This window comes from Streptomyces sp. DSM 116795, from assembly GCF_055792905.1.
This window is the reverse complement of record NZ_CM147707.1, coordinates 4,495,890-4,519,393: the sequence shown is the minus strand read 5'-3', so window position 1 is coordinate 4,519,393 and position 23,504 is coordinate 4,495,890. Positions and strand designations below refer to the sequence as shown.

At 72.3% G+C, this 23,504-nt stretch carries 19 protein-coding genes; 8 read left to right on the top strand and 11 right to left on the bottom strand.

What is annotated here, in order from left to right:
- Nucleotides 1–7 precede the first annotated feature (7 nt).
- The gene (locus tag ACSMXX_RS19505) at nt 8–1,066 is read left to right on the top strand and encodes a P1 family peptidase (protein ID WP_473179985.1); all 1,059 of its coding nucleotides are present in this window, start codon (nt 8–10) and stop codon (nt 1,064–1,066) included.
- A 179-nt stretch (nt 1,067–1,245) separates the two neighbouring features.
- Here ACSMXX_RS19505 and ACSMXX_RS19500 read toward each other — a convergent pair whose 3' ends face one another.
- The 4 genes from ACSMXX_RS19500 to ACSMXX_RS19485 all read right to left on the bottom strand — a co-directional run bounded on the left by ACSMXX_RS19500 (nt 1,246) and on the right by ACSMXX_RS19485 (nt 6,552).
- On the bottom strand, nt 1,246–3,336 hold the full coding sequence (locus ACSMXX_RS19500; RefSeq protein ID WP_473179984.1) for a PTS fructose transporter subunit IIABC: 2,091 nt from the start codon (nt 3,334–3,336) through the stop codon (nt 1,246–1,248).
- Nucleotides 3,333–4,493: a 1-phosphofructokinase gene (gene pfkB, locus ACSMXX_RS19495; protein WP_473179983.1), complete on the bottom strand. Its 1,161-nt coding sequence runs from the start codon at nt 4,491–4,493 to the stop codon at nt 3,333–3,335. Before pfkB ends, ACSMXX_RS19500 begins: the two co-directional genes overlap by 4 nt.
- Nucleotides 4,490–5,251 carry a DeoR/GlpR family DNA-binding transcription regulator gene (locus ACSMXX_RS19490; protein ID WP_473179982.1) on the bottom strand — a complete coding sequence of 254 codons (762 nt, stop codon included), beginning with the start codon at nt 5,249–5,251 and terminating at the stop codon, nt 4,490–4,492. Before ACSMXX_RS19490 ends, pfkB begins: the two co-directional genes overlap by 4 nt.
- Before the next feature lie 284 nt (nt 5,252–5,535).
- Entirely contained in the window at nt 5,536–6,552 is a 1,017-nt protein-coding gene (locus ACSMXX_RS19485; protein WP_473179981.1) for a sigma-70 family RNA polymerase sigma factor, read from the bottom strand.
- Between the two features lie 792 nt (nt 6,553–7,344).
- Between ACSMXX_RS19485 and wrbA the strand changes: the two genes are divergently transcribed.
- The 3 genes from wrbA (at nt 7,345) to ACSMXX_RS19470 (ending at nt 11,694) form a co-directional block, all read left to right on the top strand.
- A complete protein-coding gene (wrbA, locus tag ACSMXX_RS19480) occupies nt 7,345–7,989 on the top strand; it encodes an NAD(P)H:quinone oxidoreductase (RefSeq protein ID WP_473179980.1) in 645 nt (214 codons plus the stop codon).
- A gap of 429 nt (nt 7,990–8,418) precedes the next feature.
- Nucleotides 8,419–10,245 carry a glycoside hydrolase family 3 protein gene (locus ACSMXX_RS19475; RefSeq protein ID WP_473179979.1) on the top strand — a complete coding sequence of 609 codons (1,827 nt, stop codon included), beginning with the start codon at nt 8,419–8,421 and terminating at the stop codon, nt 10,243–10,245.
- A gap of 432 nt (nt 10,246–10,677) precedes the next feature.
- Complete coding sequence (locus ACSMXX_RS19470; RefSeq protein ID WP_473179978.1) at nt 10,678–11,694, top strand: Acg family FMN-binding oxidoreductase; 1,017 nt, start codon at nt 10,678–10,680, stop codon at nt 11,692–11,694.
- A 68-nt stretch (nt 11,695–11,762) separates the two neighbouring features.
- Here ACSMXX_RS19470 and ACSMXX_RS19465 read toward each other — a convergent pair whose 3' ends face one another.
- Nucleotides 11,763–12,329 (bottom strand): Rv1733c family protein, encoded by a 567-nt coding sequence (locus ACSMXX_RS19465; protein WP_473179977.1) that lies wholly within the window; start codon nt 12,327–12,329, stop codon nt 11,763–11,765.
- A gap of 201 nt (nt 12,330–12,530) precedes the next feature.
- On the opposite strand from ACSMXX_RS19465, the gene ACSMXX_RS19460 reads away from it, so the two are divergent.
- Nucleotides 12,531–13,235, top strand: a complete 705-nt coding sequence (locus ACSMXX_RS19460) for a response regulator (protein ID WP_473179976.1) — start codon at nt 12,531–12,533, stop codon at nt 13,233–13,235.
- A 552-nt stretch (nt 13,236–13,787) separates the two neighbouring features.
- Here the strand turns inward: ACSMXX_RS19460 and ACSMXX_RS19455 are convergent.
- Entirely contained in the window at nt 13,788–15,641 is a 1,854-nt protein-coding gene (locus ACSMXX_RS19455) for a sensor histidine kinase (RefSeq protein WP_473179975.1), read from the bottom strand.
- A gap of 264 nt (nt 15,642–15,905) precedes the next feature.
- Here ACSMXX_RS19455 and ACSMXX_RS19450 point away from each other — a divergent pair, with 264 nt between their 5' ends.
- Nucleotides 15,906–16,601 carry a CBS domain-containing protein gene (locus ACSMXX_RS19450; protein WP_473179974.1) on the top strand — a complete coding sequence of 232 codons (696 nt, stop codon included), beginning with the start codon at nt 15,906–15,908 and terminating at the stop codon, nt 16,599–16,601.
- A 149-nt stretch (nt 16,602–16,750) separates the two neighbouring features.
- Here the strand turns inward: ACSMXX_RS19450 and ACSMXX_RS19445 are convergent, their stop codons facing one another.
- The 5 genes from ACSMXX_RS19445 to ACSMXX_RS19425 all read right to left on the bottom strand — a co-directional run bounded on the left by ACSMXX_RS19445 (nt 16,751) and on the right by ACSMXX_RS19425 (nt 20,802).
- Nucleotides 16,751–17,890 carry an NAD-dependent epimerase/dehydratase family protein gene (locus ACSMXX_RS19445; protein ID WP_473179973.1) on the bottom strand — a complete coding sequence of 380 codons (1,140 nt, stop codon included), beginning with the start codon at nt 17,888–17,890 and terminating at the stop codon, nt 16,751–16,753.
- Nucleotides 17,891–17,988: 98 nt separating this feature from the next.
- Complete coding sequence (locus ACSMXX_RS19440; protein WP_473179972.1) at nt 17,989–18,432, bottom strand: DUF2267 domain-containing protein; 444 nt, start codon at nt 18,430–18,432, stop codon at nt 17,989–17,991.
- A 175-nt stretch (nt 18,433–18,607) separates the two neighbouring features.
- The gene (locus ACSMXX_RS19435; RefSeq protein ID WP_473179971.1) at nt 18,608–19,246 is read right to left on the bottom strand and encodes an alpha/beta hydrolase fold domain-containing protein; all 639 of its coding nucleotides are present in this window, start codon (nt 19,244–19,246) and stop codon (nt 18,608–18,610) included.
- A 12-nt stretch (nt 19,247–19,258) separates the two neighbouring features.
- Nucleotides 19,259–19,558, bottom strand: a complete 300-nt coding sequence (locus tag ACSMXX_RS19430; RefSeq protein WP_473179970.1) for a hypothetical protein — start codon at nt 19,556–19,558, stop codon at nt 19,259–19,261.
- The gene (locus tag ACSMXX_RS19425; protein WP_473179969.1) at nt 19,546–20,802 is read right to left on the bottom strand and encodes an FUSC family protein; all 1,257 of its coding nucleotides are present in this window, start codon (nt 20,800–20,802) and stop codon (nt 19,546–19,548) included. The genes ACSMXX_RS19430 and ACSMXX_RS19425 overlap by 13 nt, the downstream gene beginning before the upstream one ends.
- Nucleotides 20,803–21,231: 429 nt before the next feature.
- On the opposite strand from ACSMXX_RS19425, the gene ctaD reads away from it, so the two are divergent.
- Complete coding sequence (gene ctaD, locus ACSMXX_RS19420) at nt 21,232–22,902, top strand: aa3-type cytochrome oxidase subunit I (protein WP_473179968.1); 1,671 nt, start codon at nt 21,232–21,234, stop codon at nt 22,900–22,902.
- A gap of 59 nt (nt 22,903–22,961) precedes the next feature.
- Nucleotides 22,962–23,426 (top strand): Crp/Fnr family transcriptional regulator, encoded by a 465-nt coding sequence (locus ACSMXX_RS19415; RefSeq protein WP_473179967.1) that lies wholly within the window; start codon nt 22,962–22,964, stop codon nt 23,424–23,426.
- The last annotated feature ends 78 nt before the right edge of the window (nt 23,427–23,504 follow it).

The window sequence follows — 23,504 nt, the reverse complement described above, 5'->3', positions numbered from 1 at the left end:
ATGGCTCATGACTACTCAGGACGCTCTGACGGACGTACCGGGCGTGCGGGTCGGCCATGCACAACGGGCGGGAGACGGCCACCCGGGCTGGCTGACCGGCACGACCGTGGTCCTGGCTCCGGAGGGCGGCGCGGTCGCCGGTGTCGACTGCCGTGGCGGCGGCCCGGGCACGCGGGAGACGGACGCGCTCGATCCGCGGAACGTGGTGGAACGCATTCACGCGGTGGTGCTCACCGGTGGCAGCGCCTTCGGGCTCGACTCCGCCGCGGGTGTGGTGAGTTGGCTGGAGGAGCAGGGCCGGGGCGTTCCGGTGGGGCCGGATCCGGCGCAGGTCGTGCCCGTCGTCCCGGCGGCCGTCCTCTTCGATCTGGGGCGTGGTGGCCGCTGGCAGGCCCGACCCGACGCGGAGCTTGGGCGGGAAGCGGTCGAGGCCGCGGCGGCCACCGGGCCCGGATCGCCCGTCCAGCAGGGCAATGCGGGTGCGGGCACGGGCGCGGTGGTGGGTGGCCTCAAGGGCGGTACCGGCACCGCGAGCACCGTGCTCCCCTCGGGAGTCACCGTCGGTGCGATCGCTGCTGTCAACGCGGCCGGTTCGGCGGTGGACCCGGTCACGGGGGTGCTCTACGGCGAGATGTGGGACGGGCTTCCTCCTGTGCCGGACGAGGGCAGGCACGCGCAGGCACAGCGCCGGCTGGCGGAGGCGCGCGAGGAGACGGGCAGGCGGGCGGCGGGTGCGCTGCGTCCGCCGCTCAACACGACGCTGGCGGTGGTCGCCACGGATGCCGTGCTGACCCGCGCACAGGCGCGGAAGACAGCGGGCACCGCCCACGACGGGCTGGCCCGCGCGGTGCGGCCGGTGCACCTCATGCACGACGGCGACACCGTCTTCAGCCTGGCGACCTGCGAACGCCCCCTGGCGGACGGCGAGTTGAACGACGTCCTGGCCGCCTCGGCGGATGTTCTGACGCGGGCCGTGGCCAAGGCGGTGCTCGCCGCGGAGAGCGTGGACGGTCCGGGCGGCGTCTTCCCGTCCTACCGGGACCTGTACGGGCAGCGGGACTCGTAGGGACGGCGGGAGCCGCACGGGCGGTGCAGCCCGAGGGGGCGTCCGCGCCCTCGGGCTGCACCGCGGGGGCCCTCCCGACGGGGGCCCTCCCGCTCCGGCGCCGGCCCACAGGACCGGCGCGGGGCGGAAGGCTCCCGGGCGGGCGGCGTCCGGACAGGCCGCGCCCGGGTGGGCGGCGGTCAGGCGGCTGCGGTCGCGCCCGCCGGCTCCTTGCTCTGGTCCTGCGGCTGCCCGTCCGTACCGCGCGAGGCCGCATCCCCGCGGGAGCGGGCTCCCTTGAGGAGGACGACGAGCACCGTGGTGACAGCCGTGCCCGCCGCGATCGCGACGAGGTACAGCAGCGGGGAGCCGATGAGCGGCACGACGAACACACCGCCGTGCGGTGCCCGCAGCGTGCTCCCGAATGCCATCGTCAGCGCACCCGTCACCGCTCCGCCCGCCATGGACGAGGGGATGACGCGCAGCGGGTCGGCGGCGGCGAACGGGATGGCTCCTTCGGTGATGAAGGAGCCACCGAGCACCCACGCCGCCTTGCCGTTCTCGCGCTCGGCCGTGGTGAACAGCCTGCCGCGTACAACGGTCGCGAGAGCCATGCCCAGCGGAGGCACCATTCCGGCTGCCATGGCGGCGGCCATCACGGTCAGGCTTCCGTTGCCCGGGTCGGAGGTGGCGATGCCTCCCGTGGCGAAGGTGTAGGCGACCTTGTTGACGGGGCCGCCCAGGTCGAAGCACATCATGAGCCCGATGAGCAGGCCCAGCAGGACGGCGTTGGTGCCGGTGAGGCCGCCGAGCCAGTCCGTCATGGCCTTCTGGGCGCCGGCGACGGGCTTGCCGATGAGCAGGAACATGAGCGTGCCGACGACGGCCGAGGAGAGCAGAGGTATGACGACCACGGGCATGATGCCGCGCAACACCGGCGGGATCGCGATCCGTTGGACCGCCATCACCAGGGCGCCGGCCAGCAGGCCCGCGACCAGGCCGCCCAGGAAGCCCGCTTCGATCTCGACGGCGACGGCCCCGCCGACGAAGCCGGGCACCAGCCCCGGCCGGTCGGCCATGCCGTAGGCGATGTAACCCGCGAGCACCGGTACGAGGAAGCTGAAGGCGAGCTGGCCGATCTGGTTGAACAGGGCTGCCCAGCTGGGGAGTTCGGTCCAGTCGAAGTGGTCGGCGACGGACTTGGCGTCGGCGATCCCGTAACCGCCGATCGCGAAGGAGACCGCGATGAGCAGACCGCCCGCCGCGACGAACGGGACCATGTAACTCACGCCGGTCATCAGCCACTTGCGCAGCCGGGTGCCGTAGCCGTCCCCGGGCTCCCCCGCGGTGTCCACGGGCGAGCCGGTGCGGGCGGGCCCGGAGACCTCGCCGCGCTCGGCCTTGCCCCGTACCTCGGCGATGAGTTCGGCGGGACGGTTGATCGCCGCCTTGACTCCCGCGTCGACGGTCGGCTTGCCCGCGAACCGCTCCTTCTCGCGGACCTCCACGTCGTGCGCGAAGATCACTCCGTCCGCGGCTTCGATGACCGCGGGATCGAGGCGGTCGAATCCGGCGGATCCCTGTGTCTCCACGGCGACTTCGGCTCCCGCTTCCTGCCCGGCTCGCTCCAGGGACTCGGCGGCCATGTAGGTGTGCGCGATCCCGGTGGGGCAGGAGGTGACGGCGACGATGCGGAAGGGGCGACGCTCCCGGCCATCCCGGCCCTCCCGGCCATCGCCGCTGCCCTGCTCCGGCACAGGCGGCTGAGCCGGCGAGGATTCCCCGGAAGACGGCGGCTCTCCGGCCCCGGCTTCGGCCCCAACTGCCCCTGCTGCGGCTTCAGTCGACGGTGCGTCGCCGCGTATGAGGGCCGCGGCCCGCTCGGGGTCGGTGACGGTGCGCAGGGCTGCCGTGAAGTCCTCGTCCGCCAGGTGCCGGGCGAGGCTGGAGAGTATGCCGAGGTGATCGCTGTCGGCCCCGTCGGGAGCGGCGATCAGGAAGACCAGGTCGGCGGGCCCGTCCGCGGAACCGAAGTCGACGGGGCGGGCGGGGCGGCCGAACGCGAGCGTCGGCTCTGTGACGTGTGCGCTGCGGCAGTGAGGTATGCCGATTCCGCCTTCGAGGCCGGTCGGCATCTGGGCCTCCCGGGCGGCGACGTCCGTGAGGAACCCTTCGAGGTCGGTTATGCGGCCTTCCGCGAGCATCCGCTCGGCGAGCGAACGTGCGGCTTCTTCCTTGGTGTCCGCGGTCAGGTCGAGGTCGACCAGGTCCGCGTTGATCAACTGGCTCATCGCACGGCTCCATCGGCGCTGTCGGGCAGGGCAGGGCCCAGGGGTCGGCCCAGGGGGTGGTCCAGGGGAGGTTCGGTCGTCACGGCGACGTGGTCGGGGTGCAGATCCGCGGGGCGTGGCATGCCGCTCCCGGGCAGCTGCACGGCGGCCAGGCCATGTGCGACCGCCGAGGTGAGTGCCTGCGGACCGGCACCGCCCGCGGCGAGGAAGCCGGCGAGCGAGGCGTCGCCGGCACCGACGTCGCTGCGTACGGGGACGGACGGGGCAGAGCCGAAGTATGTGCCGGTGGCGTCGACCAGCAGCTGCCCCGTGACCCCGAGGCTGGCGAGGACCGCACCGGCGCCCGCGTACCGCAGGTCTTCGGCGGCCTTGAGTGCGTCGCCCACGGTGGCCAGGGGGCGGCCGACGGCCTCGGCGAGTTCGTCGGCGTTGGGTTTGACGACGTCCGGCCGCTCGCGCAGGGCGGCGGACAGGGCGGGCCCCGAGGTGTCCAGGGCGATGCGTACGCCCTGTTCGTGGGCGCGTGCGACGAGCTTCGCGTACCACGCGGGCGGCAGTCCGCGGGGAAGGCTCCCGCAGCAGACGATCCAGGCGGCGCCGGCCCCGGCCGCGCGTTCCCCGACGGTCTCCATGAGCGCCCCGGCCTCGTCGGAGCTGATCTCCGGACCGGCGGCGTTGATCTTGGTGAGGCTGCCGTCCGGCTCGGCGAGTGAGATGTTGACACGGGTCGACTCGCGTACGGGGACGCCCGCCACCTCGATGCCCCGCCGGCGCAACAGCTCGGCGAGCAGCGCCCCTTCGGGCCCGCCGAGCGGCAGCACCGCGACGGTGCTCCGCCCGGCGGCGGCCAGCGCACGTGAGACGTTGACGCCCTTGCCGCCGGGGTCGACGCGGTCGTTGGCGGCACGCAGCACGGCTCCCCGGGCCAGCCCGGCGATCTCGTACGTGCGGTCCAGGCTCGGATTGGGGGTGACGGTGACGACAGCCCCGGCGACGTCACCCGTGGTCGCGGCGGCAGCGGTTGCGGCGCGGTCGCCGGTGCGGCCGCCGGCGGCGGTCTGCGTCGCGGCGCGGCCGCCGCTCCGGCCGTCGCTCCGGCCGCCTGCCCGGTCGCCGGTCCGGTCGCCGGTCCGGTCGCCGGTCCCGTCGCCGCTCATACCCGCTTCACCTGCGGACCCTTGCGCTCGATGGCGTCGGCGTCGTCGGCGCTGAGGCCGGTGTCGGTGATGAGCAGGTCGACGTCGTCGAGGCCGCCGAAGCGGGCGAAGTGCTCGCGCCCGTACTTGGTGGAGTCGGCGAGCAGCACGACCCGTCGCGCCGCTCCCATGACCGCGCGCTTGACGGCCGCCTCGGCGAGATCGGGGGTGGTGAGTCCGCCTTCCAGGGAGAAGCCGTTGGTGGCGAGGAGGAGCAGGTCGGCGTTGATCTCTCCGTACGTGCGCAGGGCCCACGTGTCGACCGCGGCGCGGGTGCGGTGCCGTACGCGCCCGCCGACGATGTGCAGGTCGATGCCCGGATGGTCGGCCAGCCGGGCGGCCAGCGGGAGGGCGTGGGTGACGACGGTGAGCGTCGCGTCGACGGGCACGGACGCGGCGAGGCGTCCGGTGGTCGACCCGGCATCGAGGAGGACGCTGCCGTCGGAGGGCAGTTCGCCGAGTGCGGCCCGCGCGATGCGGTCCTTCTCGTCAGGGGCCGAAGCTTCGCGTTCGTTCAGATCGGGCTCGAAGTCGAGCCGGCCGGCCGGGATGGCGCCGCCGTGCACGCGACGGATGACGCCGGCTCGGTCGAGTGCCTTCAGGTCGCGCCTGACGGTCTCGGCCGTGACCTGGAACTCCTGCGCGAGCGCAAGCACCTCCACGCGGCCCCGCTCGTGTGCGAGGCGGAGGATCTCCTGCTGGCGCTCCGGTGCGTACATGTGACTTCGATTCCGTTCCATGCCCGAACATGTGGCTTCGCGGGCACGTTACGAGCATGAGCGCGGAAAGTAAACACACCTGGGCATGCGAACAGACACGTACGGACAGCCGCGGCACCTCGTGCGGAGGGGCATCACCGCCCTCCGCCGGACAGAGAAGAGTCCCGGCGCTCGGGGGATGGCACCGGGACTCGTTCTGGGAGCGGCTCGGGGAGCCGCTGTTCTCTGTGCGGCTGTGCGGCTGTGGGGCTGTGCGGTTGTGCGCGGTTGTCCTCTGCCGCCCGTCAGGCGGCCGCGTCGAAGCCGGTGTCCGACGCGAGCTTCTTCAGCTCCAGCAGGGCGTGCTTCTCGATCTGCCGGATGCGCTCACGAGTCAGTCCGTGCTGCTTGCCCACCTCCGTGAGCGTGCGCTCGCGCCCGTCGACCATGCCGTAACGCGCCTTGATGATCGAGGCGGTACGGGAGTCGAGGCGGCCGATGAGCCCGTCCAGCTCCTCGCGGCGCAGCAGCGTCAGCACCGACTGCTCGGGCGAGGCCGCGGAGGTGTCCTCCAGCAGGTCGCCGAACTGCGTCTCGCCCTCCTCGTCGACGGACATGTTCAGGCTGACCGGATCGCGCGCCCAGTCCAGTACGTCGACGACGCGCTCGGGCGTGGAACTCAGCTCGGCCGCGACCTCCTCGGGCTCCGGCTCGCGCCCGTGCTCCCTGTTGAACTCGCGCTGGACGCGCCGGATGCGCCCCAGCTCCTCGACGAGGTGCACGGGAAGCCGGATCGTCCGGGACTGGTCGGCGATGGAGCGCGTGATGGCCTGGCGGATCCACCACGTCGCGTACGTCGAGAACTTGAAGCCCTTGCGGTAGTCGAACTTCTCGACGGCGCGGACCAGGCCGGCATTGCCCTCCTGGATCAGGTCCAGCAGGGGCAGCCCGCTGCGCGGATACCGCCGGGCCACGGCCACGACAAGACGGAGGTTGGAGCGGATGAAGACGTCCTTGGCGCGCTCACCCTCGGCGACGATCGCTTCCAGCTCCTCGCGGGTCGCGTTCGCGCTCGCGGAGTCGGCGCTCAGCGGCTCCTCGTCCTTGTCCAGTATTCGCCGGGCGTAGACCCCCGCCTCGATGGCGAGCGAGAGCTCTACTTCCTTTGCCGCGTCCAGCAGCGGTGTACGGGCGATCTCGTCGAGATACATGCCGACCAGGTCGCGGTCCGCGACTTCGCTGCCTGCGGCGCGAACACTGCTTGCCGTGTCAGTGACACCGGTCGCGGTGGCCTGACGACGGGCGACGGCACGGGTTGCCATGCGTGCTCCCTTGCGAGTGGACTCAAATCAATCTGGTCGGTGGCTTGGGTCGGGCACTGCCCGGGTGCCCCCATCCGTAGGAAACAACGAGCGGAAACCGGACTTAATTCCCAACCGCCGCGTCATTTTCCTGATCATGCAGTACCCTGTCTGGCCGCCAGGAGCGGCCCGGAGCCGATGGGGCCCGGAGGTACTGGTCGGAGCGGGTGCCGTGGGAGGAAGCCGCGGCGGCGCCGCGCGGAGTCCGGGATCCGCCATCCGGGACGGGATGCGTACTCCGGGACGGTTCCGTGATCCGTGATCCGTGCGGCGAGCCGTCCGCCGTCTTCGGCACCGTTCGTCACGCCTGCTGAGCAGCGTCGTGACCGACCGCTCTCCCCCTACAGACGGCCTGAGGGCGCGGTTGGTTGCACGACGACGCCGGATCGTACGGAAAAAGTCGGCTCTCACGCGTTTCGTGAGCCTTCGAGGGTGCCGGGCGGCTGGACCTCGAGACCCGAAGCGGAAGCGGCAGGGCCGCATCCGGCCAATCTCCAAGTGGACAACGTGAACCGCACTCCCGCGTATTCCGCACCGCCCGCACCGCTCGCGCCATTCGCACCACTCACCTGACTCGCGCTGTCCACATCACTCGCCTCACCCACATCAACTGTGGCCTGCGTCACGGTGATTGACCGCCGGAGGACCGGGTAGTTGCGGCTTCAACGACCCTCTACGCTGAGGGACGTGTACGAGCGTGTGCCGCTGGCACCGCAACACACGGAAACCGCAAGACACTTGGACAGGAGTTCCATGAGCACCCCGACTCCGGCCGACGCCGCCTCCGCCCACCTCAAGGTCGCCGTCATCTACTACTCCTCGACCGGCACCGTCGCAGCCCTCGCCAGGGAGATCAGCGAGGCCGCGGAGAAGGCGGGCGCCGAGGTCCGGCTGCGCCGCGCACCCGAACTGGCGCCGCAGTCCGCGATCGAATCCAACCCCGCGTGGGCCGAGAACCAGCTGGCCACCGCCGGCACGGCCGAGGCCTCCGCCGACGACGTCGACTGGGCCGACGCCGTGCTCTTCGGGACGCCGACCCGCTTCGGCAACGTCTCGTCCCAGCTCAAGCAGGTGCTGGACCAGCTCGGCGGCCTGTGGGCCCAGGGCAGGCTGGCCGACAAGGTCTACAGCGGATTCACCTCTTCCGCCTCCCCGCACGGTGGCCAGGAGTCGACTCTGCTCGCCCTCTACAACACCTTCCACCACTTCGGCGGCCTCATCGTCTCCCCCGGATACACCGACCCGTCGAAGTTCGTGGACGGCAACCCCTACGGCACCTCGCACACCGACGCACAGGGCGACAACCCGGTCGACGAGACCGCCCGTACGGCTGCGCGAGTGCAGACCGAACGCGTGGTCCGTATCGCCCGCGGACTGAAGGCGGGCCTCGCGGCCTGACGGACGGGTGGCGGACGCCTGACGAACGCCTGCCAGACGTTTGACTGGCGGCCGCCGGCGGGCTCCGGGTCGCCGCGGCCGCGCGTACGCATACGAGTCGTGCGTACGCGTGCGAGTCGTGCGTACGCGTGCGAGTCGTGCGTACGAGAGGTGCGGACGCGGGACGGCGGGAGGGGGCGGGCCGCGCACGGGACGCGTCCGGACGGCGTCCGGACCGGCCCCCGGAGCGGCCCGCGCCCTCCCCCGCCCACGCACCCCACGCGCACAGACGCACACACACGAGAAGCGCGCCGTCCGCCAGTGGTCTGGACCGATGAACATCAGCGCGGCGTCTGGCCCTCCATACGCCCCGCTGCAACGATGTGCGCTCCCGTATGCCTGTAGGCCCGTATGCCCGGCTCCATGTGGCCCCCTGTGAGGAGCACTCGTATGCAGCAGACGCCGCCACCGCAGTCCACCACCCGCAGACAGATCCTCGCCGGAGCCGCCGGAGCAGCCGGCATCGCGGCGGCCACCGCCCTCCCGTCCGGCACGGCGCACGCGGCCACGGCCGCCGGAGACCCGAAGCGCGCGGCCCGCGCCCTGCTCAAGCGCATGTCGCTGAAGGAGAAGATCGGGCAGCTCTTCGTCGTCGAGGTCTACGGAAAGTCGGCGGACTCCGCGCACGCCAAGAACAAGGAGCTGTACGGGGTTTCGACGCCGGCCGAGGTCGTCGCCAAATACCGCCCGGGCGGCGTCATCTACTTCGACGCACGCCGCGGCCCCGACAACCTCAAGCAGCCGCGCCAGATCGCCGGGCTCTCCAACGGGCTGCAGCGCGCCGCCCTTCGCACCGGCGCCCGCATCCCGCTCCTGGTCTCCATCGACCAGGAGGGCGGCAGCGTCGTCTACCGCATGCTGGAGCCGGCCACGCAGCTGCCGGGCAACATGGCGCTGGCCGCGGCCCGTTCACGCGCTGACGTCCGCCGCTCGTCCGAGATCATCGGGACCGAGCTGGCCGCGATGGGCATCAACCAGAACTACGCGCCCGTCGCCGACGTCAACATCAACCCGGACAACCCGATCATCGGCGTCCGCTCCTTCGGCTCCGATCCCGCTCTCTGCTCGGAGCTGGTCGCCGAGTCCGTACGCGGCTACCACCGCGGCGAAGTGGCCAGCGCCGCCAAGCACTTCCCCGGTCACGGCGACACCGACGTCGACAGCCACACGGGCCTTCCCGTCATCAAGCACACGCGCGAAGAGCTGGAGAAGATCGACCTTCCGCCCTTCCGCTCCGCCATCGCCCGCGGCGTCGACACGATCATGACGGCCCACATCGTCGTCCCTTCCCTGGACTCCAGCGGTGTCCCGGCCACCATGTCGAAGCCCATCGTGACCGGGCTGCTGCGCGAGGAGCTCGGCTTCCGCGGCCTCATCGTCACCGACGCCCTGGACATGGGCGGTGCGACCGAGGACTTCCCGCCGGACGTCGCTCCCGTACGGGCGCTGAAGGCCGGCTGCGACCAGCTCGTGCTCGCGCCGAAGGCGGACACCGCGCACGCCGCGGTGCTCAAGGCCGTCGAGAGCGGCGACGTGTCCGAGGACCGGATCGACGCGTCGGTGCTCCGCATCCTCGAACACAAGCTGCGCGGCGGGCTCTTCCCGCGTCCGTACGTCGACGAGGACCGCGCCGCCCGCGTCGTCGGCAGCCGTCGCCACATCGCGGACGCCGCCCGCATCACCGACCGCACGGTCACGCTCGTACGCAACGAAGGCGGCACGCTGCCGCTCTCCTCCGGCGCCCGTACCGTGCTCGTCACCGGCTGGGACACCGACCGGGTCGGCGTCGTCGCCCGCACGGTCGGCGAGCGGTCCGGCCAGGAGGCCACCGCGCTGGCGACCGGCCCGACGCCCGGCGAGACACAGATCGAGGATGCCGTCGCCGCGGCCGGCGACCACGACGTGACGGTCGTGCTGACCAACGCCGCGGCGTCCGCCAAGGACAAGGGCGCCGCCCAGGCGGATCTGGTCAAGGCCCTGGTGAAGACGGGGAAGCCGGTCGTGGCGGTCGCGGTGCGCAACGCGTACGACATCCGCCGCTTCCCCGGCGTGCCCGCCTGCCTCGCCACGTTCTCGTACGGGAAGCCGTCGCTGGCCTCCGTGGTACGCGCGCTGTACGGGGACGTGAATCCGAGCGGCAAGCTGCCGGTCGGCATCCCGGCCCTCGACGAGGGTGAGGGGACGCTCTACGAGTTCGGGCACGGGCTCAGCTACTGACAGGCCGGATCGCGCAGGGCCTGCAGGCCCGAGGGGCGTCCGGCCCGCCTGACCGCCTGACGGCCTGATCGCTGAGCACCACCCGGGCAGCGCCCCGTCCACCAGAACGCAAGGCGGACGGGGCGCTGTCCTGTGCGCGCCGCCGGTTCGTCCTCGTACGGGCCACGGGCCCGTGGCCCGTACGAGGACGAACCGGCACAAGGGGACGTTCGGCCCTCCATCGGGACCTCCCGGGCCCTCGGCGCCGTCCGGCGCCGGCAGGAGGCTGGCTGGTGAGACACGCGCACGCGATCCGGACCGTGACCCGGCCCGGGGCCGGGGGCCCGCCCGGAGTCCGGAGCTGGGAGACCGAAGCCCATGCCCGGGAGTCCGGAGGCGTGGCAGCGGCTCATGGCCCGTAACCCCGACGAACGGAACCGCAGGGGGTAGCTCATGCCTTCCACCTCATTCGCACGCGGCGAGGTGGTCGAGAGTCTTGTCCGCGACGCATGCATGGCACCGTCGATGCACAATGCGCAGCCGTGGATCTTCCGCTACAGCCGCCGCGGTGAGGCGATAACGCTGCGCATGGACACGGAGCGGGCCATGCCGCTCGCCGATCCGCAGCTGCGTGCGCTGCATCTGAGCTGCGCGGCGGCGCTGTTCAACCTGCGGGTGGCCGCGCAGAACGCCGGATTCCGTCCCGTCGTGACACTGCTGCCCGACCCGGACGACCGGCGGACCCTGGCGTCCGTGTCGCTGAAGGAGCCGGCCGGGACCCCTGACCCCGACCTGTCGCTGCTCTACACGGCGATCGCGGAGCGGCGCACGAGCCGCTACCCCTTCGCGGAGCGCCCGATACCGGCCGCGCTGGCGAAGGTGCTGGTGGAGCAGGCGCGCGCGGAGGGTGCGGTGCTGGAGTTCCTCTCCGGCTGGCACCTGTCCCTCGTACTCGACGTGATCGAGGAGGCGGAGCTGAGCGCGGAGTACACCGGCGACCCGGACGAGCAGAGGTGGGTCCGTACGGGCGTGAAGCTCTCGGACGCGATCACGGACGGCGTACCGGAGTACAGCTTCGGCCCCCGCAAGGGCGACGGCAGGGCGCCGGTGCGGGACTTCGCCCGCGGACGGAGCGACTCCGACCGGGGTTACGAGCCGGGACACGACCCGGGCAGGGCCGAATTCGAGCACATGCCGCATCTGGGGCTGCTCTGCACCGAGCACGACCACCCGGCCGACTGGCTGGTGGCGGGGCAGGCCATGGAGCGGATGCTGCTGATGGCCACGCGGGAGGGCCTGGCGACCTCGTTCGCGACGCAGGCGCTGGAGCGCTCCGAGCTGCGCTGGCTGCTGCGCGATCCGGTGTGGGGCGCGGGCCCGGTGCAGATGGTGGTCCGTCTGGGATTCGGATCGCTGGGGCCCTCGACACAGCGCCGCCCGGTGCGGGAGGTGCTCCAGTTCGTTCCCTGAGGGAGCGAACAGGGGCTCCGGCCTGAGGGAACCGGGGGCTCCGGACACCCCCTGGTCGCGTAGTCGCGCTAGTCGCGTCGGCTCCATCTGGGGCCGACCGTGGCCCACTCCCGTTCCCAGTCCTTGTCGCGTACGGCGTCCATGCGGCGCCGTACCACCCACGAGGCGCTTCCCACGAGGAAGCAGGTCGCCACGGCGACGGCACCCCCCGCGGCACCGCTCTCGACGCTCACCTCGGTGGCGTCGGGCGGCGGCTGGTGCGGCAGGCCCCGCCCGTCCAGCCACACCTGGACGCGGGTGCCCTCCGGTGTGCCCGTCTCGACCGGCGCCCGGCCGGACCGCGAGCGGCCGTCCGCGGTCTCCCATCTGACCTCTGTGAGCACCGTCGGGTCGTCGGAGACGGTCGAGATGCCGTCCGTCCTCGGCGCGTCCTCACGCAGTACGGCGGATGTCCGGTGGAGGCCCGGCTGGTCGCGGAGGTTGCCGGCGACAGCGTCCGAGGCCAGCGCACCGGTGATCGGGGCGGTCACCGCCATGATCACCCCGGCGGCGAGCCCCGCCCACGCCTCGGCACGGTCGGAGCGGCGCCTGAGCGGGTTGTCCCGCCAGCGCCACAGCCATCTCCTCGTCCTCATGTGCCGACTCCCCTCACGGCGTAAACCGGACACGGGAGCGAGGTGACCGGCGGGCCGTTCGCTAAGGGGGCCGGAAGGTCCACCGATGGTGGTACGAGTGGCCCCCTCCGCTGCCCGTCGGGGGCCGTTCGGCCCTATTCGGGCGGTGCCCGGCGGGGCGACGATGCGGACAGCACCCGTTGCGAGGGGAAGCAGTGCGACATGAGCGAACTGCGGACGTACTCCGAGCAGAACCCCATCAGGGTCCTGCTGCTCGACGACCACGAGGTGGTACGGCGCGGCGTGCACGACCTGCTGGAGGCGGAGTCCGACATCGACGTGATCGGCGAGGCGGCCACAGCCGAGCAGGCGCTCGCCCGCGGACCCGCGCTCCGTCCGCACGTGGCCGTCCTCGACGTGCGGCTGCCGGACGGCGACGGCGTGACCGTCTGCCGCGAGCTGCGCTCCCGCATGCCCGAGCTGGCGTGTCTGATGCTGACGTCCTTCGACGACGACGAGGCCCTGCTGGACGCGATCATGGCGGGCGCCTCGGGTTACGTCCTCAAGCAGATCAAGGGCTCGGACCTCGTCTCCGCCGTACGTACGGTCGCGGCCGGGCAGTCCATGCTCGACCCGGCGACCACCGCCCGGCTCATGGGCAGCCTGCGCGGCCCGGACGCCCACGAGGAGGACGACAAGGACGACGCGTTCGCCGGCCTGTCGCCGCGCGAGCGGGACATCCTCGACCTCATCGGGGAGGGGATGACGAATCAGGAGATCGGCAACCGGCTGTTCCTGTCGGAGAAGACGGTGAAGAACCACATCTCGCGGCTCCTGGCCAAGCTCGGCGTGGAGCGGCGGGTACAGGCGGCCGTGCTCGCGACGCAGGCGCACGCGCAGGAGCGGGACGGCCACCGCCGCCCCTGACGGGCGACCCCGCCGGGCGCCCGTCACGGATCGGTGCCAGGCCTCAGCGCCTGCCCGCGCCCCGGCCGTGGGCACGGCCCGGCGTCCGACCGCCGGGCGGTCCGGCGCGGGATCGCGCACGGCCAGGGGACGACCAACCGGTGCCACCCCACCGCACGCCGGTGCCGGGCGCCGCCGCCTGCCGGCCGAGGCGGCACTCCCCGGCGCCACCGGCCGCCGGGCCCAGCCCGGCACCTGCCAACCCACCCCGCGCCGCTGCAGAACCCGCCGGTTCCATCGCCCCGCACTCCCCGGCGCCCCCAGCCACCGGCACTGGCCAGAGCCACTGCCCGACCGCGCTACCAGCTCCCAAGCGCGCACGGCCAGGGGACGACCAACCGGTGCCACCCCACCGCACGCCGCTGCCCGGCGCCGCCGCCTGCCGGCCGAGGCGGTACCGACCGGCGTCCCCGTGCGCCCCGCCTGCCGGACGCGGCGGCGCCCGGCACCGGTCCCGCGTCCGCGCCGCTGCCGCTGCCGCTGAGCCCCGCTCAGTCCTCGCTCAGCCCTCGCTCAGCGCTCGCTCGGCCCTCGACCGGCCCGATCTGCCCGGTCGGGCCGGGCGCCCGGCTCCGCCGCTCCGGCGCCGTCCGTTCCGTGTCCCGCCGGGGCGCCCGCGCCCGCGCCGTCCAGCGGGATCCGCCAGATCATCCTCGTACCGCCCCCGGAGGGCGCGCCGAGACGCATGGCGCCGCCGAGGCGTTCCGCGCGCTCGGACAGATTCTGCAGTCCGCTGTGGTGGGCGCCTTCCGGTATTCCGATGCCGTCGTCCACGACCGTGAGCGTGAACGCCTCCCCCGTCGTCTCCGCCGCGACCTCCACCCTGTTCGCGCCGGCATGCCGCGCCACGTTCGACAGCGCCTCTCGCAGCACCGCCACGGCGTCGTCCGCGACCCCGTCCGGCACCTCCGTGTCGAGCAGGCCCTCCATGCGCAGCACGGGCGTGAAGCCCAGAGCGGACGAGACGTCCTGCACCGCCTCGGTCACGCGGCTGCGCAGTCCGTCGCCGTCCGAGTCGTTGTCGTGCGCACGCAGCCCGAAGATCGTCGAACGGATGATCTTGATGGTGGCGTCGAGATCGTCCACGGCTCTCAGCAACCGCTCGCCCGCCTTGGGGTGGTCCACGAAACGTACGGCGCTCTGCAGCGTCATGCCCGTCGCGAACAGCCGCTGGATGGCCAGATCGTGCAGGTCACGGGCGATGCGGTCGCGCTCTTCCAGCAGCGTGATCTGCTCGGCGTCACGGCGCCGCTCGGCGAGCTCCATCGCCACGGCCGCCTGCCCGGCGAAGGCGCTCAGCGGCGCGATCTGCGGCTCGGCGAAGGGCGGGCGGGGCTTGGCGCGGGCGAGCAGCAGCACGCCGCTGGGAGCGTCCTCGGCGATCATCGGTACCGCCACCGCGGGCCCGAGCCCGGCCCAGCGCGGCGGTCCGGCCGTGATCCGCGGGTCGTGCTCCACGTCGACGCTCGTGATGACCTCCCCGGCGTTCATCGCCGCACCCTCGAAGGAACCCTCGCGGGGCAGCAGCAGCCCCCTGTGCTGCTCGGCGTCGGTGCCCGCCGCCACGACCACCCGGAAGGCCCGGCCGCCCTCCTCCGGGAGTGCGAGTACGCCGAGGTCGGCCGAGAGGATCGTGCGCGCCAGCTCCACGATCAGCCCGAGTACGCGCCGCTCTCCGACGCCGGAGAGCAGCGCTCGCGTGACCTCGGCGTTCGCCTCCATCCAGCGCTGGCTGTAGCGCGCCTCCTCGTAGAGCCGCGCGTTCTCGATGGCTACGCCCGCCGCGGCGGCCAGGGTCGACAGCACAGTCTCGTCCTCGCTGTCGAACTCCTCGGCGTCCCGCTTCTCGGCGAGATAGAGGTTGCCGAACACCTCGTCCCGTACCCGGATCGGCACCCCGAGGAAGGACCGCATCGAGGGCTGGTCCGGCCCGGAGCCCGGCCCGGAGCCCGGCGAGGACGGATGCCGGCCGAGTTCGGGCAGCCGCACCGGCAGCGGGTTCCGGATCAGTTCGCCCAGCGGCCCGCGTCCCGTCGGCAGGGAGCCGATCGCCTCGGCCTGCTGCTCTGTCACACCCACGGGGATGAACTCGGAGAGCTGTCCGTCCTCCCCGATCACCCCGAGTGCGCCGTACTCGGCGTCGACGAGCAGCACGGCCGCTTCGGCGATCCGCCGCAGCACCTGGGAGAGCTCCAGCTCACGGCCGACGGAGAGCACCGCGTCGAGCAGGCTGTGGATGCGGTCCCGTGTGCCGCGTACCGCATCGATCCGCACCTGCAGCTCTTCCAGCAGGTCGTCGAGTTGCATACGGGGCAGATGGCCGGGACCTCCGCCGTCCATGTCATGCACAGCGCCGCTGTCGCTCATCGGCCCTCCGCACGGATTGGGAGGATTTGTCTGTTCCTCTAGTCCAAACAGTAGCCGCTGAGTAGGCCGAACGGCACCGGAGCGGCGGTCCCCGGGCGGCCGGGCGGGCCCGCGCGGACGGGACGACCGGCGGCACATCGGGGCTCCTCCGCCCCTCCTCCGCGCACCGTTCGCGAGCGGACACTGAACCTCGGGGAGACCTGGGGGCTTTGGGACAGCTGGGAGAGCCTGGGAGAACTTGGAAGAGCCTGGGAGGCGGGGCCGATGCCGAACCGCACCGTCGGCGATCTGATGGCCGAGCCGGGCATCCGCGTCCACCGCGGCACCGCCGTCGACGAGGTGACCGGGCTGCTGGACGAGCACGCCATATCCGCCGTCCCCGTGGTCGACGACGAAGGGCGCCCCGTGGGCGTCGTCTCACGAGGAGACCTGCGCGCGGCCACGCGTCGACACCGGGCGCACGGCGGCGCCGGCCCGTACGCTCCTCGCCGCCCCGGTCCCGGCGCGGGCGGACGGCCGCCGTACGCCGCCACGTCCGCGGGCGAGGTCATGACCAGCCCCGCCGTCACCGCCCGCCCCGGCTGGGCCGTCGCGCAGGCAGCCCGCACCATGGACCGCCGCGGCGTCAAGCGGCTTGCCGTCGTGGACGGTACGGACCGGCTCGTCGGCTTCCTCAGCAGGGCCGACCTCCTGCGCGTGTTCGTACGGCCGGACCGCGCCGTGCGGCAGGAGATCGCCGGGGACGTCCTGGGCCGCACGCTCGGCTTGGGCCCCACGCAGGTGGCGGTCACCGTGACCGAGGGCCGAGTGACGCTCCAGGGCATCGTCGAGCGCCGGGCTCTGCTGCCGCTCGTGGACCGGCTGACGTGGGGCGTGTACGGCGTCGTCGAGGTCCGCAACCATCTCGCGTGCCTGACCGACGCGCCCACGGGCGTCCCGTCCCGCGGCGGCCGAGGCTGAGCTGACGGGGGCGTCGTGCCCGTGGAGGGCGCGTAGGACGCGGGGCGCGGAACGCGAGGCGCCGGTCGCGCGGCACGGGAGGCTCGTGCGGATGGTCCGTAACGGCTCCGGACAGTCCATAACGGCCAGACCTGAGGCACCGCCCCTGGTCAGGGGTGTTCTCCGACGCCCGTCCGCAGCTCCCGCAGCCGTCCGCCGCGCAGCCTCCCCCGCAGGGTGGGCGTGTCCATCCCCGCCACGTTCCGCAGTCCGGTGAGGAAGGCCGCCACCGCCTCGTCGGCCGTCCACCGCGGCGTCCAGCCCAGCTCCTGCCTCGCACGTCCCGCGTCCATCAGCGGCAGCCGCAGCACCGCGTCGAAGAGGTGCGGGGAGGCCGGCAGCAGATGGGAGTGCCAGCCCGCCGCGAGCGCCGTACGCACCGGACGCAGCGGCATCCGTACGACACGGGCGCCGAGCAGCCCTGCGAGCACCTCCGGGTCGACGACGGGATCGGCCGCGAGGTTGAAGGCGCCGCGCGCCTTGCCGACGACGGCGAGACGGTAGGCCTCGGCGGCGTCGTCGGTGTGCAGCGTCTGCATGCGCAGTCCGGGAAGGTCGGGCACCAGCGGCACCAGACCCGGCAGTACGAGGCGCTGTGGCAGGAGAGGTCCCGCGAAGAGGCGGCGCTGCTCGCTCGCCGCCTCCTCCTTGAAGAGGAAGCCGGGGCGCATGCGCACCACGCGGATGTCCGGGTGGTCGAGTTCGAAGCTGTCCAGCGCCCTCTCCAGATAGGACTTCTCGCGGCAGTAGGCCGCTTCGGGCCAGCCGTGCGTCGGCCAGCTCTCGTCCACCTGACGGTCCTTCGGGCCGGGCGAGTACGCGCCCACGGATGAGGCGTGCACCAGTGCGGGCACACCGGCCTCCGCGACGGCGGCGAAGACGCGGAGGCTGCCGAGCACGTTGGTGTCCCAGGTCGTGGTGGGACGGTGCGTGGGCTGGAAGAGCCACGCGAGGTGTACGACCGCGTCGGCGCCGCGGAAGAGCCTGGTCAGGCCGTCGGAGCGCCCGTCACGCTGGGCGTCTTCGCGCCCGACGTCCGCGGAGGCCCATGTGGTCTTCGGCGGCGACCAGCCCGGGGTGCGGCGCGCGATGCCGAGCACGGAGCCGACCTGCGGGTCGTCGGCGAGGGCTCGCACCACGCTCGTACCGGCGTTTCCGGTGGCGCCGACGACGACCACGCGCAGCCCGGCGCCGTCCGCGCCTCCGGCCGACGCGCCGCTAGAGCCTTCGGTGGAGGGGTCAGGGTTCATCAGGGGTTCCTCTCGTCGCTCGTCCGTCGCTCGTCCGTCGCTCGTCCGGAGCTCGTCCGTCGCTCGCCCGTGGTCGCTCGTCCTCGCCGCCGGACCGTTCAGCCGCTCGCGCGGCCCGAGGGCAGCACGTCGCGGATGTCCGGCGGAAGGACGTCCTCCAGCTTGCGCATCAGTTCGGGCGCCACTGCGGCGTCCAGTACCTCCAGGACCGCGCACGCCCGGCGCAGGGCCTCCTCCTCGGACGTCTCCGCCCGCCACGCCACCCGCCCCGCGAAGACGGGCAGGTCGAAACGCTCCCCGCTCACCCGCCCCTCGGCGCGCAGATGGGGCGAGGTCTCGTGTACGGCGACGACGCGGCGCAGCGATTCGGCGGCCTCGTGCGGGAGCTGCGCGGCCAGGTGCGCGGCGACCCCGTCGGGAACCCGCTCCCCGACGGTCTCCAGGGTCGCGCGCACGGCCTGTTCCGCCGCCTGCCTGCTCCCGAGGTCGGCGCGTGCCTGCACCTGCCCGGTGAACTCCTCGTAGCGCATCGCTCCTGCCATCCCTCCGGTTCCGGTGGGTTCGGGTCGCTCACTCGTTCCGTCCATGGGCCTCGATTGCCGTACGCGAGCGTCCCTGCCGTGCCGTCCGCTCGTACGCCGTCCGTCCCCGTGCCGCCCGGGTGACCGCGAGCCCCCGTTCCGACACACCCACCGCCCCGGCGTCAGGCTTCCGGTGTCACGCCCGCCCGTCGGCCCGCCCACCGGCCCGCCCGAAGCCCGCGAGTATCTGCTTCCGCGCCTTGTGCCCCTCGGCGACGGGCCACAGGGGATAGACGTGCACCTGCTCCGGCTCCTCGTGCAGCTCGACGGGGACCCCTGCCGCCGTCGCCCGATCGCGGAAGCGCCGCGCGTCAGCGAGAAGGATGTCCCGCGTGCCTGCGAAGACCTGGGCCGGGGGAAGCCCGGCCATGCCGCCGTTCAGCGGACTGACCGCGGGATCGGACGGGTCCAGCGCGCCGGCCCACAGTCCGCCGGTCCAGCGCAGCGGCTCCCTGGCCAGCATCGGGTCGCGCGGCTGTATCCCGTCCACCAAGGGATCGTCGAGTACGGCGTCCAGCCAGGGCGAGATGAGCACCAGCCGGTCGGCGGTCGCCTGCCCCCCGTCCCGCAGGCGCTGTGCCGTGGCGAGGGACAGGGCGCCGCCAGCCGAGTCCCCCATGAAGACCGAGGGCAGGCCCGAACCCGAGGTCAGCCCGCGCGCGAGGGCCGTGAGGCCGGGCAGTACGGCTTCAGCCGTGCCGGCGGGCGCGAGCGGATACACGGGCACCACGACGCTCCCCCTGGGCCTTGCGGCCCGGGAGGTACCCCCAGGCACATCGACGGCCAGCTACCTCACCAGCGCCCAGTGGTTGTAGCCGACCTCCTCGATGTAGGCACCGCCGTGGAGGTAGAGCACCTGCGCCGCTGGGGAGCGCCCGCGCGGGGCGATCTCGTAGCAAGGCCAGCCGTGTCCGAAGGAGAGCGTGACGGTGCAGGACTTCCGCAGCCGCTTCGGCGGTCCGAAATGGGCGGGCCGGGTCCGCTGCCGCTCGACCTTGCGGCGCACCTCGTCCAGGTCGCGGTAGCCGAGCCGGTGCCCGAGCCCCGGCATCGCAAGTCCCAGCAGCCTGCTGCTCACGCTGGGCATCGCGCCGCCTCCGCACGCGGGGCCGTGCCGACGGCCTGCTCCATCACGTGGCAGGTGTGCTCGACCTCGTCCAGCAGCCGTACGGCCTCGGCCAGGAGGATCCCGAAGGGCCGGGAGGGGTCGCTCAGCGGCAGCGACGATCCGCCCTCGGCTGCGTCGGCGAGCCGGTTGCTCGCCTGGCGCGCCTCTTCGCCGGCCGCGCGCAGTTCACGCAGCTGTCCGTCGAGCCTGTCCTCGTCGAGACGGCCGTAGATCCCGGCGATGTCCGCGAAGCAGGCGAGGAAGTCCCCGTAGCGCCGCATGAATTCGCGGTGTTCCGGATTCTCGCCGGCCTCGTGCCACTGGTCGAAGCTGCGCGTCATGGACGCCATCTGGTAAGTGACCCGCTCCAGGGCGTCGGCGAGCTGCTGATAGGCGGTGAACGAGGTGCTGTCGCGGTGCCGCCGCAGCAGCCGGCGCGGATGGTAGAAGGTGCTCTCCCAGGCGGTACGTACGGCCGCCTGGGCCTGGGCGGCCATGGGCCCGAGCTGCTTCGCGCGGCGGCGCCATTGCTCGGTGCGCTCCTTGTCCCACTCGCCCGCACGGAGGGCCGCGCAGATGTCCGCCGCCAGGTCGCACAGGCTGTGGCCCAGGGCGTGGATGCCGTACTCGGCGCTGCGGTAGCGCATCGGCGGCAGCACCAGCACGTTCACCACTACGCCCACGCCGCATCCGATGAGCACGAGCAGGACGATCTGCGCGAGTTCGCTCAGGCCCTGGCGCTCACTGGCCGCCGCCGCGTAGGTGGAGAAGGCGAAGAAGGCGGCCGTCGCCACCTGCGGTCCCTGTTCGCCGAGCCGCCCCCACCGCCCGATGGTCACCGCGACCAGTGCGACGAGTACGAAACTCACGAGGTTCGGGCCCGCCAGGGCGCCGAAGAAGCCCTGCAGGGACACACCCACCGTCACGGCGGCGACGTAACGCAGAGCCTGGAGCACCGACTTGTACGCGGTGACCTGCACGATCAGCACTGCCGAGAACGGAGCGAACGCGGGCATCTGCGCTCGCATCACGACGTGCGCGATGAACCACGAAACGCTCGCGACGAGCGTGCACTTGGCGATGAGCGTCAGCGTGTGCCGCTCATGGCTGCTCGGGTTCCTCGCTCTGCGCAGCCACTGCGACGCGCGTGCCGCACGCCCCTGCGACGCCACCGGTGCCGGCTGTGCCGCCTGTGACGGTGCCGAGGCCTGGGCCTGGGCCACGGGATACCTCCCCCTGAAGTCGGTTCGACGGTCTCGGCTGAACGCCGTGCGCGGCTCCGCGTACCCGCGTGCCGCCGGTTCCGACTCCGGTGTGACCGACATCGCACAGCCCTCGCGAACGGCCCACGTACGGGTGAAATGCCCCGATCCTGCAGGGCGAACGGTACGAACGTCCTAGTGCCCCTCCCGGCAAGCCTTGCCCTGTCGCGCCGCCCTGCACGCCCGCTCGCTGCGTTGGCCGAAAGCCCTGGTAGCTCCGCTACAAGGACTTCCGGCCGCCTTGCGATCGCACGCACCGGACGACGCTCCTTGACGGGCAAACATTGCCGGTCACGGCACTGGCGTCCGGCGGTGCACGAGCCGCCCAGGACTCCGCAGCCGGTGCCCCTGCCGGCACACGAGAAGGACAGTGACCGAAAGGGCCGCGCGATGCCTGTAGTGACCGGACCGCCGCCGCAGGACGAACGGCGGGCGAGGACCCGCGGCCGCAAACCCGGCGCCGTGCTGGTCGTCTGGCTCTCGACGACGGACCACAAGAAGATCGGCGCTCTCTACATGGCGAGCGGCTTCGTCTTCTTCCTCCTCGGTGGCCTGCTGGCGCTTGCGATGAGAGCCGAACTGGCCCGCCCGGGAATGCAGTTGATCTCCGCCGAGCAGTACAACCAGGCGTTCACGATGCACGGCACGATCATGATGCTGTTCTTCGCCACCCCGCTCTTCGCGGGCTTCGCCAACGCGATCATGCCGCTGCAGATCGGATCGCCGGACGTCGCCTTCCCCCGTCTGAACATGCTGTCGTACTGGTTCTACCTCTTCGGCGGCGTCATCGCGGTCATCAGCTTCCTCACGCCCGAGGGCGCCGCGAGCTTCGGCTGGTTCGCCTACACCCCGCTCTCCGACGCGGAGCACTCCCCCACCATCGGCGGAGACCTGTGGGTGATGGGTCTGGCGCTCTCCGGGTTCGGCACGATCCTCGGCGCGGTCAACTTCATCACCACGATCATCTGCATGCGTGCGCCGGGAATGACGATGTTCCGGATGCCGATCTTCACGTGGAACATCCTGCTGACGAGCGTGCTGGTGCTGCTGGCCTTCCCCGTGCTGGCCGCCGCGCTCTTCGCGCTGGAGGCGGACCGCAAGTTCGGGGCGCACATCTTCGACGCGGCCAACGGCGGCGCCCTGTTGTGGCAGCACCTCTTCTGGTTCTTCGGCCACCCCGAGGTCTACATCATCGCGCTGCCGTTCTTCGGGATCGTCACCGAGATCTTCCCCGTCTTCAGCCGCAAACCGACCTTCGGGTACGTCGGCCTCGTCGGGGCGACCATCGCCATCACCGGTCTGTCCGTGACCGTCTGGGCGCACCACATGTTCGCCACCGGCGGGGTGCTGCTGCCGTTCTTCTCCTTCATGTCGTTCCTGATCGCCGTGCCGACGGGCGTGAAGTTCTTCAACTGGCTCGGCACGATGTGGCGCGGTTCGCTGTCGTTCGAGACACCGATGCTGTGGAGCGTCGGCTTCCTCGTCACGTTCCTCTTCGGCGGTCTGACGGGCGTGCTGCTCGCGTCGCCTCCGATGGACTTCCACGTCACCGACAGCTATTTCGTCGTGGCGCACTTCCACTACGTCGTCTTCGGGACGGTCGTCTTCGCGATGTTCGCCGGCTTCTACTTCTGGTGGCCCAAGTTCACCGGGCGGATGCTCGACGAGACCCTCGGCAAGATCCACTTCTGGACGCTCTTCACCGGCTTCCACACCACCTTCCTCGTCCACCACTGGCTCGGTGCCGAGGGGATGCCGCGCCGGTACGCGGACTATCTGGCCGCAGACGGATACACCGCCCTGAACGTGGTCTCCACCATCGGCGCCTTCATCCTCGGCCTGTCGACGCTGCCCTTCCTCTACAACGTGTGGCGGACCGCCGTCTCCGCACCGAAGGTCGAGGTGTACGACCCATGGGGATACGGCCGTTCCCTTGAGTGGGCCACGTCCTGCCCTCCGCCGCGGCACAACTTCGACGCGCTGCCGCGCATCCGCTCCGAGTCCCCGGCCTTCGACCTTCACCACCCGGAGGACTCGGAGGCCGGCCCGTACAGCATCTAGTGCCCCTCCCGGCAATAGCCGAGTTGCGGCCTTCGTGGGCCCGCCACATCGTGAACCCCATGGCGACCACCGCACACCCGCGGCTGATCAGCGCGCTTCCGCCCGAGGGCCGCGATCGGCTCCTGGAGCTGAGCAGACAGGTGCAGTTCTCCGGAGGCACGCGCATCTTCGACGAGGGCCGCCCGGCCGACAGGTTCTGGATCATCCGCACCGGCTCCGTCACCCTCGACATCCACGTCCCCGGACGCCGCCCCGCCACCGTCGAGACGCTCGGGACGGACGATCTGCTCGGCTGGTCGTGGCTCTTCCCGCCGTACGTCTGGCAGTTGGGCGCCTCCGCGTTCGCGCCGGTGCGGGCGCTGGAGTTCGACGCGCGGGAAGTACGGGCGCTGTGCGAGGAGGACGCCGTGCTCGGGCGGGCGTTCTGCCATCAGGTCGCCGGGGTCGTCGCCCGGCGTCTGCACGCCGCCCGCACCAGACTGCTCGACCTGTACGGTCCGCTGGGCACCGCACCCGGCGGCTGACGCCCCGGCCTGTCCCCCGGGCCTTGCCCGTCGTACCGGCGGCTCCTCCCGGTTCCGCTCCCGGTACGCTCCCGGTTC

Coding starts and splice junctions, on each gene's coding strand:
- ACSMXX_RS19440 (WP_473179972.1), bottom strand. CDS start 18,432: ATGGCAGGAGCGATGCGCTACGAGGAGTTCACCGGGCAGGTGCAGGCA.
- ACSMXX_RS19485 (WP_473179981.1), bottom strand. CDS start 6,552: ATGGCAACCCGTGCCGTCGCCCGTCGTCAGGCCACCGCGACCGGTGTC.
- pfkB (WP_473179983.1), bottom strand. CDS start 4,493: ATGAGCGGCGACGGGACCGGCGACCGGACCGGCGACCGGACCGGCGAC.
- ctaD (WP_473179968.1), top strand. CDS start 21,232: ATGCCTGTAGTGACCGGACCGCCGCCGCAGGACGAACGGCGGGCGAGG.
- ACSMXX_RS19460 (WP_473179976.1), top strand. CDS start 12,531: ATGAGCGAACTGCGGACGTACTCCGAGCAGAACCCCATCAGGGTCCTG.
- ACSMXX_RS19450 (WP_473179974.1), top strand. CDS start 15,906: ATGCCGAACCGCACCGTCGGCGATCTGATGGCCGAGCCGGGCATCCGC.
- ACSMXX_RS19430 (WP_473179970.1), bottom strand. CDS start 19,558: ATGCCCAGCGTGAGCAGCAGGCTGCTGGGACTTGCGATGCCGGGGCTC.
- ACSMXX_RS19455 (WP_473179975.1), bottom strand. CDS start 15,641: ATGAGCGACAGCGGCGCTGTGCATGACATGGACGGCGGAGGTCCCGGC.
- ACSMXX_RS19445 (WP_473179973.1), bottom strand. CDS start 17,890: ATGAACCCTGACCCCTCCACCGAAGGCTCTAGCGGCGCGTCGGCCGGA.
- ACSMXX_RS19475 (WP_473179979.1), top strand. CDS start 8,419: ATGCAGCAGACGCCGCCACCGCAGTCCACCACCCGCAGACAGATCCTC.
- ACSMXX_RS19465 (WP_473179977.1), bottom strand. CDS start 12,329: ATGAGGACGAGGAGATGGCTGTGGCGCTGGCGGGACAACCCGCTCAGG.
- ACSMXX_RS19415 (WP_473179967.1), top strand. CDS start 22,962: ATGGCGACCACCGCACACCCGCGGCTGATCAGCGCGCTTCCGCCCGAG.
- ACSMXX_RS19500 (WP_473179984.1), bottom strand. CDS start 3,336: ATGAGCCAGTTGATCAACGCGGACCTGGTCGACCTCGACCTGACCGCG.
- wrbA (WP_473179980.1), top strand. CDS start 7,345: ATGAGCACCCCGACTCCGGCCGACGCCGCCTCCGCCCACCTCAAGGTC.
- ACSMXX_RS19470 (WP_473179978.1), top strand. CDS start 10,678: ATGCCTTCCACCTCATTCGCACGCGGCGAGGTGGTCGAGAGTCTTGTC.
- ACSMXX_RS19490 (WP_473179982.1), bottom strand. CDS start 5,251: ATGTACGCACCGGAGCGCCAGCAGGAGATCCTCCGCCTCGCACACGAG.
- ACSMXX_RS19505 (WP_473179985.1), top strand. CDS start 8: ATGACTACTCAGGACGCTCTGACGGACGTACCGGGCGTGCGGGTCGGC.